Here is a 15037-nt window from a genome sequence, read left to right as displayed (position 1 = left end):
ATCACCTTAGAAAAAGCTCTTCTCAACAATAACAACATCGCCGGGATAGACAGAGTGTGTCATCTCGACTTTTTTTATCATTTCTTTTTTCCCTGAAGGGCGAATGTTAATATCACCTCTATCAGCCCGATCAGTGAAGCCACCGGCCATAGCAATCGCTTGTTCTACAGTAAGTTGGGGCTCATATTCGTAGCCATTAGGGTTTTCAACTTCCCCAAGAAGGTAAAATTTACGGAACCCTTCCATAGTAACGGTCACCATTGGCGAGCGAATAAACCCAGCTTTCAAACGAGTTTCAATATCATGCTCTATCGAGTCTGTCGTTTGTCCTGAGAGCTGTACTCGACCTATATAAGGAAAATTAATATCACCACGCTTGCCTATCTTTAAAGACATCGACATTTCTTTCTCCCCATACACCCAGATTCGTATCTGGTCCCCTGGCCCCAAAAGGTACTCTCGAGTCTCACTGTTAGCCGGATGATGGCTATTTTCAAGAGTCATGGAAGTAGTATTTTTCACTTCTTTTTCAGGTGCTATCGTGTTTGCGGCTGCAGCAAAACTAATACAGCCCATCAACACACAGTAACCTAATAACAGTAGCTTTATTTTTTTCATCTCTAGATCTGTACCTTTAGTGCCAATCCAATTGTGTTTTTGTCATAGCCAAGTTTACGACTCACCGAGGATTGGGAGTTATCTCCGATGAAAAACACGACTTCATCCTCGCTCGAACGTTTGCGGGCGAACTGATAGTTCAACTCAAGCCTAATAGAAGGCCGAAAATCATATCCTAACGTGACTGACGCAACGTCTAGATCATCCTTTCTATCATTCTGTTCTACCCGATAGTCATCGACTTCTCTTCCATAATCAACCGTAGTACTTAACCTCTCGACCCACCAATGATGTTCCCACGATAGACCGACCTTAGTGTTAAGAATATAACCACCTTCTTCCGTTGGGTCTTTGACTCTACGCCAACCATATAAAGACCACTTCGAATGCTTGAGTGGTTGCCAGTTAATATTGGCGTCCCAATTTAAACCACTGAACGATTGTGCCTCTCTGTTATTCGGAAAACGCTTGTACAACCAAGCTAAATCAGTCTCTATTAACAGCTTTCCCGTTCTTTGGGACTTCAAACCGATAAGCGCATAATGTTCACTCGAATCCTTAGCCGAATTCGCTTCATAGCTTCGTAGGTTACTAATTAGACTGTATCGAAAACGAGTCCGCGATGAATACTGGTCGAACAATTCAGCAGTTATAGTATTTTCGTTCCATTCCTGCTCCTTTATATAATGGTAGAAGTCACTGGATGCGCTTTGAACTTCGTCCAACTCATCAAACGCTATATCTTTAACCTGCCACGCAAGGTCTAATTTCCCCCGCCCCTCAGGCGCACCATAGCTATATCGTATCTCACTATTTAAGAACCGGTTTTGTAACGGTGTATTCACTCCAAAAGACGTAAACTGAGTAGGATTGAAACCTTCCGTTAGCTCTGTCCCCCGTTCTTCATGCCCCCAATCTTGCTGGATAAACCAATCAAGACCGTGCTTAAGCCCGAACCTCAACGAAGATCGAAACATTAAAAAATGGTCGGTGTAATCATCATCGCTTGCACTGTCGTAGCGTGAATAATCACCAGAATACACCAACACATAGCGGTCCTCTCCACGCTCGCCTACTGCACGCAAGTACGGTGTTAATTTGGTGTAAGCTGATGCAATCTCGTTCATAGGGTTAACTTGGTATGTCACATTTGAATCCTGACCATACTCAGCGCCAACTTCTGACTGGACATCGATACCCGCTACTGAGATATGCGACTTGGGAGTAAGCTCTGCATGACAAACTTGGCTAACAAAACCAAATAAAACTACAGCGCTGATACTTAGTAGGCTAGTACGCCTTTTCACTAACAAACCCTTTAAATACCGTTAGAAACACTATTTTAATGTCCAACCAAAGCGACCAGCTCTGTAAGTAAACGATGTCATACTGAACCCGTTTACTCATTTTATCGACGGTTTCTGTCTCTCCACGATAGCCATTAATTTGTGCCCAACCTGTTATACCTGGCTTGATTTTGTGTCTAATCATATAGTTAGAGACAATCTTTCGATATTGCTCATTGTGAGCAACTGCATGAGGTCTTGGCCCTACGATAGACATTGAACCTTGTAAGACATTAAAGAATTGAGGAAGCTCATCTAAAGATGTTCGGCGAATAAACGCACCAAACTTTGTCACTCTTGGGTCTGAATGCGTTGCTTGTTTAAAATCGTCCCCGTTCTCCATCACATTCATAGAGCGAAATTTCCATACCTTGATCTTTTTTCCACCCAGACCATAACGATCTTGTTTAAACAAGATGGGACCTTTAGAACTGAGTTTGACTCCGATTGCCACAGCACAAAGAACAGGCGTAATAAGCAACAAAATGAGGCTAGCTAAGACAATATCTTCGATACGCTTGATCACTCCACCTATCCCATCAAATGGAGTACCAAAGATACTTAACGTTTGTACATTACCAACAGACTTGAATTGGGATGCTGATAGGTTATAGCTATACAGATCGGGAACCATAAAAGTATCGACGGTAGTATCAGATAAAAGTGTCAGACAACGAGTGATTCGCTCTTTTGCAATCATAGGTAACGCAATGTAAACCTCATCAATCTGGTTGTGTTGCGCTTGTTCTATCAAAATATCTACAGTGCCAACATAACGAGATTTAATCATATATCCAAACCGTTCTTCCTTACGGTCGTCATACAGTTCAATCTCTATGTCCTGGCTCCTATAATAAATCAGCAATTGCTTCTCCAAAGCAATTGCTGCTGGTGATAGCCCGACAATCGCTATTCTCTTTACCTTTTTGTACTTTTTAAAACACGAACGATAGATCGTAAAAGCAATAACTCGAATTAGAATGGTTGATAACATAGCGCTAGCAAACCAGATATAATACAAGCCATTGTTAAAGTGACTTATTTGACTTCCGACTAAGTCTTCTACGTTATATTTTACGATCTCCATTGCGATCAAAGTAAAGAAGGCTGTCGCAACAATTCGAACAATTGAAGAATCGAGGCGCCGACGTACATGAACACGATATAAATGACAATACTCGCCGAATAACAAAAAGAATGTCGCGACAAAAAACGCCGCTGCCACATCGATTGCGGTTTCATCAACAAATACCGTATTGACAATAACTGCTAAAGACAGATTTATTAGTAAAAAGTCTGTAGCTTTAAATAATGGTGCGTAGCCGTCTTCTGCAATTTTCAGAGCTTGTTTTGTATTCATAAACAAAAAAGACACCTCGAGACATATCGTTAACTGTATTCATTTGATATTAGCCAATTTCTCTCCAATTTATGTGACTTAAACATAAATCTACGAGTTGCCCGCATAGAAGTATAGTAAACACGCTACAGTCTTATTAAAGATATAGATGTTCATATTTAACTTTTATCAAACTCTCTCTCAGTAAAGGGTACACTATGCACCATAGCCATTAAAGAGCACCTTCAGTCGTATATTGGTTTTATTCGCGCGATCTAAGAAAATTGACAATCTACTAACTAAAACTTTGAAGAATTTCGCGAGATATAATCTTAAGAATATCAATAGACCATTAATTTATATTTATTTTAAATATCAAGCCTATTAATTAGTGTCTATATAAAAGCTTTGAATCTATCGAATAAAGTCCAAGTACAAACGAGATGGGTGGGAACGTTACATAAATTGCAGATAGCAAAAAGCCGCTCATGAAGAGCGGCTTTTTTAAAGGGTGGGAACCCAGCCACATCCCGGCACACAAGTCACTCGCTGCGGCTGCTCCCTTCCAGGCCTGACCGAGTTCACGAGCTATTGTTGCGGGAGGACCAGGCCCCCATAGATTCGTTTTCTAAGAGGCTTGCCTCAAAGAGTGATTGGATTATTAAGCATCACAGCAACCATTGCAAGCCCTTCCACCCTATTTTTGAACAATTACGGTCTAAGTGCTTATCCTTTATTCAAACCACTAGAAAATCGCAGGTAAATTCACCATTTACCTGCATTTGGAAAGTTTGGATTGCTGAAGTACTAGACATCGATGTCTTCATTATCTTCTGTACGAATGATGTAGTCAGTCATCCACGCGGTGCCTAATAGACACAACCACACCACAAAGACAGGGCTTGGAACTTCGATACTTGGAGTAATTACCAGAGCCGCAAAACCGACCGTTGGCAGTGTCCAACATAATAGTTTATTCCAGCGGAACGTTTTCAAGCGCGTCAGCGTTTCCATTGATGCCATGATGCCCGTTATACACAAGGCCACCAAAGCAGCATAAGGTAAATCGGCTATCCATAATGGAAGTATTAAGCCTAATGACCACCAGCTGTGTCGGCTGGCTGGCTTAAGGTGATTTGCCGCCCACCAAATTACGATGATAGATAAGGTTTGAAGTGTGGTAACCCACGGGACGCCTTCAAGCTTGCCTGCTGATTGCGTGACCATGATTCCGACCTGCAACGTAGTCACGATCAAGCCAGAAATAATCACGACCGACAAACTACTGCGTCTTGAGAAGACCACCATCAATAGAGGGAATAGTACCCACGCACTGACAGACAGCGTGATGGGCTGCAAAGGAAGGGTTAGACCATAAGTAGTCATGGAAACAAGCAAAGCTAATCCAGCTATGCCCCCCTGCGGTAAAATCCATAAGGCAGGAATTACCATTGCAAGCACCGGGATATCTCCCTCACTTAAACTGATTGCTCTCGCGCAAACAACCGCTAATAATGTGGTGATCAAGAACTGAAACGTTGTAAATACCATAGCCCTCTCCTTCTACCGATCCGTGGTACCATACCAATCGTAGTAATTAACTGGTCACCCTAGCTTGTTAAAAAACTCGATAACCTCGTTAGATTTTTTGATTGGAGAATGACTACTTATCAAAACTTCTTATCAAAAAGAGCGGCCTTGCTCTCAAGCTTTTTCCCTGCGCTATTTTTGAACACTTACTTACTGTGATTGGTATTTATGAACTAGGAACATTTAGTATGGACCAATTTTTGAGCCAAATCTTTGCTGTGATTCACCAAATTCCATATGGGAAAGTAACAACTTATGGAGACATAGCACGTTTTTCAGGATTTCCGGGCTATGCGCGCCATGTTGGTAAAGCGCTGGGTAACCTGCCAGAAGGTAGCAAACTGCCTTGGTATCGAGTGATAAACAGCAAGGGTGAAATATCTTTAAAGGCTGATTCGTTCGACAGACAAAAGCAGCATTTGGTTAAAGAAGGGGTTGAGGTGAGTGATGCAGGAAAAGTTAAACTCAGAATATACAAATGGCAGCCCTAGAGCTGCCACTAATCGTCAATTCAACTGGCTAAGTTAAGCCAATCAAGATGCCTTAACAGTGGCATCGATTTCTGATTAACGAACACCAACCAAACGTAGGTCTGCTTGCTGTGTATTTTCTACATCAGTAATTACTGACTTAATCGTGTCCGTTATGAAACGCAGTTTACCGTCAACATGAATCGATGCGCGCATGTTGTAACGGTGGTTAGCTTTAATTTTGTCGTTGTCGTAGCTCAGCTCGAATGCGAACGGTACTTGCTTACCGTCTGTGGTGAACTCTTGAGTTGCGATAACCGTCGATGGTGCATCAGCCAGTGAGATATCTTCTAGCGTAACGGTAACCACTGCATTCTCTGGCAATGCAATTCTTTCACGGTAGCTTACTGTTCCTGAAATCACTTGAGTGTTCTCTGCAACCACTTCTTGAGAAGCGCTCGTTTCTGATGTTGCTTGGCAACCAACAAGTAGGCCAAACGATACTAAAGACGTAATAAGAATTAGAGCCTTTTTCATATTCAATTTCTCTCAACATGTTTGCCGGACTCGGCAAATCTACTCACCAATTATAAGAGAGCTTTCATATTCTGTCTTGAAACCCTATGATTTATTGACAGATATCTGACTAAGCTAAATGATTAACACCATAATCTGACACCCATTTTACGAAGAGGAATGCTGGCGATGAGTCAACCTTTACAAGAATTACTAAGTTTACTTCAGCTAGAAAAACTGGAAGAAGGTTTATTCCGTGGGCAAAGTGAGAACCTAGGCCTACCACAGGTATACGGCGGTCAGGTATTGGGACAAGCGCTTTCTGCTGCTCGTTATACCGTTCAAGACGACCGTAGTGTTCACTCGTTCCACAGTTATTTTCTGTTTCCCGGCGATCCTGAAAAGCCAATCATTTACGATGTTGAGAACCTACGAGATGGACGCAGCTTTAGCACACGCCGTGTAAAAGCGATTCAAAATGGCCGCCCTATTTTCTATCTCACTGCTTCTTATCATGGCGATGCGCCAGGGTTTGAGCACCAGATTTCAATGCCTGATATTCCGGGACCAGAGAACTTTGCCTCAGAAACTGAATTAGCGAGCCACATTGCGGAATTCTTACCAGAGAAACTGCGCAAAACCTTCTGTGGCGAAAAGCCGATTGAGATGCGTCCGGTAACGGTGGTAAACCCACTGAAACCTAAGAAGACGGAAGCGAAACAATACCTTTGGGTAAGAGCGAATGGCGCGATGCCAGACAACCACTTGATCCACCAATACCTGCTTGCCTACGCATCGGATTGGGGATTCTTAGTGACGGCGCTTCACCCACATGAAGTCTCTATCATGACGCCAAATTTTCAAGTGGCGACGATTGACCACTCAATCTGGTTCCACCGCCCATTCAAAATGGACGAATGGCTGCTTTATGCGATTGAAAGCCCAACGGCAGCGAACACTCGCGGCCTAGTGCGCGGCGAGATCTTCAACCAGAAAGGTGAGCTGGTAGCGACAGCAGTACAAGAAGGTGTGATGCGTTTTACTAAATAGCACTCAAATAAATAGCGGATAAACGCTTCTTACAAGCCCCAAATACGCACAAACAAAAAGAGGCTAAGTTTAATACCTAGCCTCTTTCTTTAATCACGCTTAAGAAAACTCGTCACGCAAAAATCAATAAAACCTACTCAACTTCTAACGTTGGCTCAAACTCGCCTTGAACTCGCGTTTTAATGCCATCACTTGCGTCTCGTAGAAGGTTAAATGGCGATAACACTACGCCTTTCACCGCGCCCTCAGCGGCTCCCTGAGCGAGTTCCTTACTCTTATCAGCTAACAAATTAGCTTGTGCCAAAATACCTGGGACTTCCGCTCGTAGCATTTCAGATTCCGTGACGATGACAGGAATAGTCTGTTCGCGGTAAGACTTACTTTCAGCGAGCATTGGTGGCATTACGTCTACGCGGTATCTCTTTAATTCAGTTAATGTTGGTGGAATAACATCGGTTCTTACCTGCTCGACTTCCGTTCGAACATTTTTCACTTCATCTAATATCGCAGGGATTTTGTTGTCGACCGAGGCTACGGTTTGATTCACATCATCGATCGTCTTTCTAACTTCTTCGACAGTGTTTAACACCTGAGGAGCAAGATCGCTGACATGTTCTGCAAGCGCTAATAGCTCTTCTACTTTGAGCCCTTTGGTGAGGCCCGATATGTCTTCGATAACTTGCGGGTAAGTATCAACGATTTCACCGACTTTATTAGTCAATGAGTAGATGGTGTAACCCAAGTAAAAAATGGCGACCGCCAGTACCAGCTGGATAGCGGTAGATACTTTTGCAAACATGAATAATCCTTTTCTTTATCGCAGAGACGAGATCTAAACTGAGAAGATAGTTAAACTAAAGCGATAGTTAATCTATTACTAGGCGCAGCTTAAAGCGGCAATGCTGTCGTGTACTTCAATGGTTCCATCGCAAACGTCGAGGTCACATTAGAGATACCATCAATGCTATTCACTAAGCGTTTGTAGAAATCATCAAAGCACTTCATGTCTTTCACTTGAACCTTCATCATATAATCATACTCGCCCGCCATACGGTAGAACTCCATCACCTCTGGAAATTCAGACACGGTGTTTACAAAACGACCGTACCACTCATGAGAGTGATCGCTGGTTTTAATCAACACGAACGCGGTAAAGGAAAGGTCGAGTTTTTCAGGATTCAACAACGCGACTTTTTTCTCAATAATGCCGTTTTCTTCAAGTCGCTTAAGCCTTTTCCAACAAGGCGTGGTCGTCAAGTTGACCGCTTCAGATATGTCATTCAACGACAGCGTGCTGTCCTCTTGTAACAGCCTTAATATCTTTTTATCTACGGCATCTATCACAATTTCACCAAACCACTTTTAAAGAGAATAATTTTCTACAATTTAAGCAAAACAAAGGAAATATGGCAAAGTTTTTCTCCTTAGATATCGCTAGATTATAACCATACCAATTACAAATAATTCCTACTTAGTATCAAGAGAATGCCTATGTGTACTGACCATCAATGGATTAACAACGCGATTCGTAAAATTGAAGCTGATTACCAACGCTCAGCGGATACGCACCTGATCAAGCTCGATTTACCTAGCGTAGAAGGCATTGATATTTATCTTAAAGATGAAAGTACACACCCTACTGGCTCTTTGAAGCATCGTTTAGCGCGTTCTCTGTTCTTATACGCTATCTGTAACGGTTGGGTTGGCCCAGAAACAACGATCATTGAATCTTCATCGGGCAGTACGGCGGTGTCTGAAGCGTACTTTGCTCGCCTACTTGGTCTTCCGTTTATTGCGGTAATGCCAAAATGCACAGCGAAGAAGAAGATTGAGCAGATTGAATTCTACGGCGGCCAAGCGCATCTTGTGGACCGCTCAGATGAAATTTACGATGAGTCTCGCCGTTTAGCAGAAGAGTTGAATGGTCACTACATGGACCAATTTACTTACGCTGAGCGCGCAACCGACTGGCGTGGTAACAACAACATCGCGAACTCGATTTTCAATCAAATGCAGATGGAAGATCACCCAGTTCCGGCATGGGTAGTAATGAGCCCAGGTACTGGCGGTACTTCAGCGACTATTGGCCGTTTCATTCGCTACCAACAGCATGAAACTAAGCTTTGTGTTGTCGACCCAGAGAACTCAGTATTCCTCGAATACTTCCAAACAGGCAATGCGAACGTGAAAGGCAATACATTCAGCAAGATTGAAGGTATTGGTCGCCCACGTGCAGAACCAAGCTTCATTCCTGGTGTGGTTGACGAAATGCGTAAAATCCCAGACGCAGCAAGCATCGCAACGACACATTGGTTGTCTGATATTCTTGGCCGCAAAGTTGGCGCATCAACCGGTACTAACATGTACGGCGTGCTTCAGCTAGCCAGTGAGATGAAAGCGCGTGGAGAAACAGGGTCTATCGTGACTTTGCTATGTGATAGCGGTGAACGTTACCTAGACACTTACTTCAATGACGAGTGGGTAAATCTGAATATCGGTGACCTACAACCTTATGCAGCGAAGCTAGAAGCTTTCTCGCAAACGGGTGAGTTGGCTTAACCACAGAACAAACACCGACGCAAAAATAAAAAGAGCCCTGATGGGCTCTTTTTTGGTTTGTTCTATTCATCAATTTCTAGCGAGAACAAATTATTCTGGCTTCTGCTTCGCTTCAAATGCCGCAAGTTGCTCAGGTGTCGCTTTTGGCTGATGGTTTTGTTTCCACTCATCGTAAGTCATGCCATAAACGCGCTCACGAGCGTCATCGATATCCAAATCTAGGCCTTGTTGCTCAGCTTCGGCTTTGTACCATTTACTGAAACAGTTGCGGCAGAAGCCCGCCAAGATCATTAGGTCGATGTTTTGCACATCTTTATTGCTATCTAAATGTGCTAACAGGCGACGAAAGGTTGCTGCGTCTAGTTTATCTTGTTCTTCTTGAGAAAGATCTTTGTATTTAAATTCAGCCACTTTACTTTCCTTTAGTATTTGTTTTCTTGTATTCATTCGTTGAGCTGTAGTTGTTATACAAAAAAAGCCTGCCATTCGCTAGGAGCAAACGCAGGCTTTTCTATATTGTTACACTATTCCATGTTCATTGGCCGTGCGTGTTCATTAACCGTGACTGCTTCTTCCCACGTTATCATGGCTCAGCTCTTTATTTAGAACCGCTTCCACATGACCAGGTGAACGTGTTGTGCCTGAAATCAATCGGTACATCGCAGGGATGACGAACAGAGTAACCAACGTCGCGAAGCCCATACCGAAGAAGATAACTGTACCCACTGCCACTCGGCTTTCATAGCCTGCGCCTGTTGAGGTAATCAATGGAACTGCACCGGCTAGCGTCGTAAACGCCGTCATTAAGATTGGACGCAAACGTCGTGCTGAAGCATCAATGATCGCCTTTTCAAACTCAATGCCACGGTCACGAAGTTGGTTAGCAAACTCTACGATCAGAATACCGTTTTTAGTTACCATACCGATCAACATGATCATACCTATTTGGCTGTACACGTTAAGACCTTGGTTCATCAGTACGAGGCCTAAGAAGCCACCGAAGATACCCATAGGAACCGTGAACATCACCACTAACGGGTTGATGAAGCTTTCAAACTGCGCAGCCAATACCAAGTACGCGACTAGCATCGCTAACGCAAACACCACTAAAATACTCGATTGGTTCTCTTTGAAGTCTTTTGACTCTCCAGAGTAGCTCACAGAAATATCACCCGGTAGTTGCTCAATCGCTTGTTCATCAAGGAAGTCGAGTGCGTCACCCAACGTATAACCTTCCATTAAGTTCGCTTTAATGGTCACCGATTTCTGCTTGTTGTAGTGCGACAAACGAATCGATGAAGCGACTTCTTCAATATGCGTCAGCGTATCTAGTGTCACTAACTCACCAGATTGAGTACGCATATAGATTTGACTTAAGTCGTTAGCGTTATTGAAGCTATTTTCATCACCACGAAGGTAAACATCGTATTCTTCGCCACGGTCCACAAACGTGGTTTCGCTGCGCCCACCAAGCATGATTTCTAACGTATCTGAAATGTCTGAAACGCTAACACCTAGCTCTGCTGCACGCTGCTTATCTACGGTTACCAATAGCTCTGGTGTTTTCTCAGAGTAATCGATGTCCGCGCCTTCCATCATTGGAGAATCTTCAGCCGCTTGTTTTAAGAGCTCTGCCCACTTCTGAAGTTCAGAGTAATCAGAACCGCCAAGTACGAATTGAACAGGCTCACTTGAACCACCTTTGAAGCCCGGCATGAACGGGAATACACGCACATCTGGAATGCCGTTCAACGATTTACGAACTTCGTTCAACGCTTCTTGTGCGGTAACGTCACGCTCATCCCAGTCTTCTAGTATCATGATTACGAAGCCCGTTTGGTCACCCGCATTACCACCAAACGCTGGTGATTGAATACTGAATGACTTCAAGAAGCCCTGACCAAGCAATGGCATTAAGCGTTCTTCAACGATGTCCATGTTGGCAGACATACGGTTGTAACTGGTTGCATCGGCACCACGAACAAACGCAAATATAACCCCACGGTCTTCTTGTGGCGTCAGTTGCGACGGCACTTGTTGCATCAAGCCATAACTACCGCCCATACACGCGATAATGATGATTGGAGCGGCCCAACGCCAGTTAAGAGCACGGCGCAATACCGCGCGGTATCCAGACTCAAGCTTGCCAAATACGCGCTCGACAAACAAATTGAAACGGTTTGGTTTAACGTTCGCTTTAAGGATCTTACTGCCTAGCACTGGCGTTAGCGTTAATGCGACTAGCGACGAGAAGATCACCGACATCGCAAGCAATACAGAAAACTCGGTAAACAATAGGCCAACCATGCCGTCCATGAACGAGATTGGTAGGAATACCATTACCAATACAAGCGTTGTTGCGATTACCGCGAAGCCTACTTCACGAGTACCTTTATAGGCCGCAAGCAGCGGTGACTCACCACGTTCAATATGGTGGAAAATGTTCTCAACCACCACGATCGCATCATCTACCACCAAACCAATCGACAGGATAAGTGCCATCAAGGTAATCAGGTTGATAGAGAAACCGAAGTAGTACGCGGCAATAAACGACGAGATCAGAGATACAGGTACGGTTACCGCTGGAATAAGTGTTGCACGTGCTTGACCAATAAAGATATAAAGCACAAGGATAACCAAGCCGCCCGTGATAAAGAGCGTGCTGTAAACCTCAGAGATTGAGCGGTCGATAAAGACAGTTGAGTCATAGTCGACAGCCAAACGAGTACCGTCTGGCAAGAACTTTTGAATTGCTTCGACTTCTTTATGGACTAAGTCAGCCACCTCAAGTGGGTTCGCATCTGACTGAGGCACGATACCCATACTTACGTTAACAACGCCGTCACTCTTAAAGGTCGAGTTCTCGTTTTCTGCGCCAATGTAAACATCCGCTACGTCTTTCAAGTAGATAGGTGTGTTATCAGAGGCACGTTTAACGACTAGATATTCGAAATCTTCCGCTTCAGTGTAAGAACGAGCAGTACGAACCGACATCACAATCGCATCGTTACGTACTTCACCACCTGGGCTTTCAATGTTCTCACTGTTCAGAGCAGAAGTGATGTCCGAGGTAGTAACGCCACGACCCGCCATCTGCGCAGGTTTCAGCTTCACGTACATTACTTTGTACAAGCCACCTGAGATATCCACCGAGCTCACGCCAGAAATCAAACTAAAGCGGTCAATCAACACACGTTCGGTGTAGTCGGTTAACTGCGTTCGGTCCATCTCCGTCGAACTTAAGTTGATGTAGACCGAAGCTTCACCACTACCATTGTTCTTATAAACAATTGGGTCGTCGGCTTCATCTGGCAATGAACGCTGCGCACGAGCTACAGCATCACGAACATCACTCACACCGGTATTGAGGTCGTAACCAAGCTCAAAAGTAATCGTGATACGCGACATACCGTTACGCGTTGTGGATTCGATCTCATCGATACCACTGATGCCGGATAACTGGTCTTCAAGGTTGGAGGTTATTTGGCTTTCAATGATGGTGGCAGACGCACCCTCATAACGAGTACTGATCGATACTACCGGGCTTTCAATATCTGGCATCTCACGAACCGCGAGCTTATTGAAAGAGACAATACCAAACACAACCAATAGTAGGCTCAATACGACGGCCGCTACTGGTCTCTTTACAGAAACATCAGATAACAACATTAGTTAGCGCCTTCTTGTGCTTTTTTATCACTTGCTGCATCAGCTGGGCGATTAACGGCAAGCTCTTGAACCAAGACGCCGTCACGCATGTTCACGATACCTTGCACCACGATCTTCTGGCCAATTTCGATGCCTTTGTCGATCACGACTTCGTTATCGATACGTGCCCCAAGGAAAACTTCTGTACGAGTTGCTTTATTATCTTCGTCGATAACATAAACGAAACGCTTCGTACCTGAATACTCAAGCGCTTGAACTGGAATGATTGGCGCTTCCACTGGTGGGAAGTCCATATCCGCCGCCACTAACATACCTGGCTTTAGATAATCATTATTGTTGTCGAAGTGGATTCGAACTCGAAGGTTCAAGGTTTCAGCGTTAATACGAGAATCAATGCCTACTACAGTACCAGTGAACTGAGTGTCGCCCCATGCGCTAGTGCGAGCCGTTACTTTCATACCTTTAGACAGTTTAGAAAGGTAGCGCTCCGGGATCTGCAGATCTAATTGCATTACCGATAGGTCATCTAAGGTCACGAGTTCAGTACCTGCAGTCACCATTTTACCGCGGCTAAAGTCGATAAAACCAACAGTGCCCGAGAATGGCGCGCTGATGTGAAGATCTTTCAGATTGGCATTTGCAGCAGCTAAACGAGCGTTGGCGATCTCTACATTGGTTTTCTGAGCGTCAATTTCAGTTTGCGTGATCGCGTTACGTTTCACTAGGCGTTGAAATTCCGCTAGCTTACGTTTCTCGTCTTTTAAATACGCTTGCGCTTCTGCAACTGCTGCTTTTGCTTTGTCGTCATCTAATTGAACCAACATCTGCCCTTTGGTGACATCTTGATTGGCTTTGATGTTGATAGAGTCAACTCTGCCCGCTACTTCAGAGGTAATGATCACAGATTGTTCTGCTTCTAACTTACCTACCAAAGAGAGAGATTGGCTAACTTGGTGAATATCAACTTGCTCAGTAACAACAGTGACAGTGCTAGGGCCCATGCGTTTAGCTAGTGCGGCTGGAGACGCCATAAGAATAGACAAGCTAAGCAGGGTTAAAACAGATTTATGCTTCATAATAATGGTCTGCAAGTAAGGTTTATACCAATCACAGTGAGTAAGTGGTCAGAAATAGCGTAGGGAAAAGGCTTGAGAACAAGGTAGCTCTTTTCAACAGATAGTTTCGATAAGTAGTTATTCTACAATCAAAATTTCTGACGCTGTTTTCGAGCATTTTAACAGGCTAGGATGACATGTTATTTACTACGATTGGTATTAATATCTATAAATGAAATTAACCGTATTCTATCAACTGATGAATGCTGTAACGTCAAGAAGTGTAAATCTAGATTAAATTCCATTTACGTTTCTTGGCGAATTGCACAAACCAAACACAATGTAGAAAGCGAGTTACCTCAAGGTGTTACCTATCACTACGTAAACCTTAGTATAGATGTTCACTTCCCGAGCAATATGCGTACTTTTCGCCATCTTTGCCCAAAAAGGCAGCATTCAACACAAAACCATAAGAAAAACTCTTTACAGGTTTAACGTGTTTGCTATGATGCGCTCCGCACTTGAGAGATGCGTTGGGAAAAACATCTCTTTAGCCTATCCATTATGAGTTAGGAAAAAACACCCTGGAGGGGTTCCCGAGTGGCCAAAGGGAGCAGACTGTAAATCTGCCGGCTCCGCCTTCGATGGTTCGAATCCGTCTCCCTCCACCATATTCTTCTTACCTCTTTTAAGAGTTAAGAGAACAACCTGATTGATGGGCTTATGGGAAAACATCAATTTAGGCTTACTTTGTGAAGAGTAAGACACACCCTGGAGGGGTTCCCGAGTGGCCAAAGGGAGCAGACTGTAAATCTGCCGGCACTG

Annotated in this window: 13 protein-coding genes, 2 tRNA genes and 1 other RNA gene (1 of these 16 cut by a window edge); 5 read left to right on the top strand and 11 right to left on the bottom strand. The window is 43.9% G+C overall.

Going from position 1 to position 15037, the window contains the following annotated elements:
- Positions 1-6: 6 nt before the first annotated feature.
- The 5 genes from AB6E51_RS00360 to AB6E51_RS00340 all read right to left on the bottom strand — a co-directional run bounded on the left by AB6E51_RS00360 (position 7) and on the right by AB6E51_RS00340 (position 4854).
- Positions 7-609 carry a polysaccharide biosynthesis/export family protein gene (locus AB6E51_RS00360; protein WP_372050168.1) on the bottom strand — a complete coding sequence of 201 codons (603 nt, stop codon included), beginning with the start codon at positions 607-609 and terminating at the stop codon, positions 7-9.
- An 11-nt stretch (positions 610-620) separates the two neighbouring features.
- Positions 621-1925, bottom strand: coding sequence for an outer membrane beta-barrel protein (locus AB6E51_RS00355; protein ID WP_102333008.1), 1305 nt, complete (start codon positions 1923-1925; stop codon positions 621-623).
- Positions 1909-3324 carry an undecaprenyl-phosphate glucose phosphotransferase gene (locus AB6E51_RS00350; RefSeq protein WP_123301823.1) on the bottom strand — a complete coding sequence of 472 codons (1416 nt, stop codon included), beginning with the start codon at positions 3322-3324 and terminating at the stop codon, positions 1909-1911. Before AB6E51_RS00350 ends, AB6E51_RS00355 begins: the two co-directional genes overlap by 17 nt.
- A 493-nt stretch (positions 3325-3817) precedes the next feature.
- Positions 3818-3914, bottom strand: an RNA gene (ffs, locus tag AB6E51_RS00345) — signal recognition particle sRNA small type.
- 196 nt (positions 3915-4110) lie between these two features.
- Complete coding sequence (locus AB6E51_RS00340; protein WP_372058627.1) at positions 4111-4854, bottom strand: hypothetical protein; 744 nt, start codon at positions 4852-4854, stop codon at positions 4111-4113.
- A gap of 227 nt (positions 4855-5081) precedes the next feature.
- On the opposite strand from AB6E51_RS00340, the gene AB6E51_RS00335 reads away from it, so the two are divergent.
- A complete protein-coding gene (locus AB6E51_RS00335; RefSeq protein WP_017058952.1) occupies positions 5082-5384 on the top strand; it encodes an MGMT family protein in 303 nt (100 codons plus the stop codon).
- Between the two features lie 75 nt (positions 5385-5459).
- Here the strand turns inward: AB6E51_RS00335 and AB6E51_RS00330 are convergent, their stop codons facing one another.
- Positions 5460-5900 carry a YbaY family lipoprotein gene (locus tag AB6E51_RS00330; RefSeq protein WP_017058951.1) on the bottom strand — a complete coding sequence of 147 codons (441 nt, stop codon included), beginning with the start codon at positions 5898-5900 and terminating at the stop codon, positions 5460-5462.
- A gap of 168 nt (positions 5901-6068) precedes the next feature.
- Between AB6E51_RS00330 and tesB the strand changes: the two genes are divergently transcribed.
- Entirely contained in the window at positions 6069-6929 is an 861-nt protein-coding gene (gene tesB, locus AB6E51_RS00325) for an acyl-CoA thioesterase II (RefSeq protein ID WP_029235187.1), read from the top strand.
- Positions 6930-7062: 133 nt separating this feature from the next.
- On the opposite strand, the gene AB6E51_RS00320 is transcribed toward tesB, so the two are convergent.
- Both AB6E51_RS00320 and AB6E51_RS00315 read right to left on the bottom strand, forming a co-directional pair.
- Positions 7063-7728 (bottom strand): hypothetical protein, encoded by a 666-nt coding sequence (locus AB6E51_RS00320; RefSeq protein WP_372058628.1) that lies wholly within the window; start codon positions 7726-7728, stop codon positions 7063-7065.
- Positions 7729-7817: 89 nt separating this feature from the next.
- The gene (locus tag AB6E51_RS00315; protein WP_010439581.1) at positions 7818-8273 is read right to left on the bottom strand and encodes an Lrp/AsnC family transcriptional regulator; all 456 of its coding nucleotides are present in this window, start codon (positions 8271-8273) and stop codon (positions 7818-7820) included.
- Positions 8274-8420: 147 nt separating this feature from the next.
- Between AB6E51_RS00315 and AB6E51_RS00310 the strand changes: the two genes are divergently transcribed.
- Positions 8421-9488 (top strand): PLP-dependent cysteine synthase family protein, encoded by a 1068-nt coding sequence (locus AB6E51_RS00310; protein WP_372058629.1) that lies wholly within the window; start codon positions 8421-8423, stop codon positions 9486-9488.
- 90 nt (positions 9489-9578) lie between these two features.
- On the opposite strand, the gene AB6E51_RS00305 is transcribed toward AB6E51_RS00310, so the two are convergent.
- The 3 genes from AB6E51_RS00305 to AB6E51_RS00295 all read right to left on the bottom strand — a co-directional run bounded on the left by AB6E51_RS00305 (position 9579) and on the right by AB6E51_RS00295 (position 14233).
- Positions 9579-9899, bottom strand: a complete 321-nt coding sequence (locus tag AB6E51_RS00305; RefSeq protein WP_010439576.1) for a DUF1244 domain-containing protein — start codon at positions 9897-9899, stop codon at positions 9579-9581.
- 144 nt (positions 9900-10043) lie between these two features.
- Positions 10044-13157, bottom strand: coding sequence for a vibriobactin export RND transporter permease subunit VexH (gene vexH / locus AB6E51_RS00300; RefSeq protein WP_372058630.1), 3114 nt, complete (start codon positions 13155-13157; stop codon positions 10044-10046).
- Positions 13157-14233: an efflux RND transporter periplasmic adaptor subunit gene (locus AB6E51_RS00295; RefSeq protein ID WP_372058631.1), complete on the bottom strand. Its 1077-nt coding sequence runs from the start codon at positions 14231-14233 to the stop codon at positions 13157-13159. The genes vexH and AB6E51_RS00295 overlap by 1 nt, the downstream gene beginning before the upstream one ends.
- A gap of 565 nt (positions 14234-14798) precedes the next feature.
- On the opposite strand from AB6E51_RS00295, the gene AB6E51_RS00290 reads away from it, so the two are divergent.
- Positions 14799-14883: transfer RNA gene (locus tag AB6E51_RS00290), tRNA-Tyr, on the top strand.
- A 102-nt stretch (positions 14884-14985) separates the two neighbouring features.
- A tRNA-Tyr gene (locus AB6E51_RS00285) sits at positions 14986-15037 on the top strand (it continues 133 nt past the right edge of the window).

Origin of the sequence: Vibrio sp. 10N.247.311.47, assembly GCF_041467535.1 — a bacterium.
GTDB classification, from domain to species: domain Bacteria; phylum Pseudomonadota; class Gammaproteobacteria; order Enterobacterales; family Vibrionaceae; genus Vibrio; species Vibrio crassostreae_C.
Note: the sequence above shows the minus strand (reverse complement) of the source record. Positions and strands in the feature narration are given on the sequence as shown.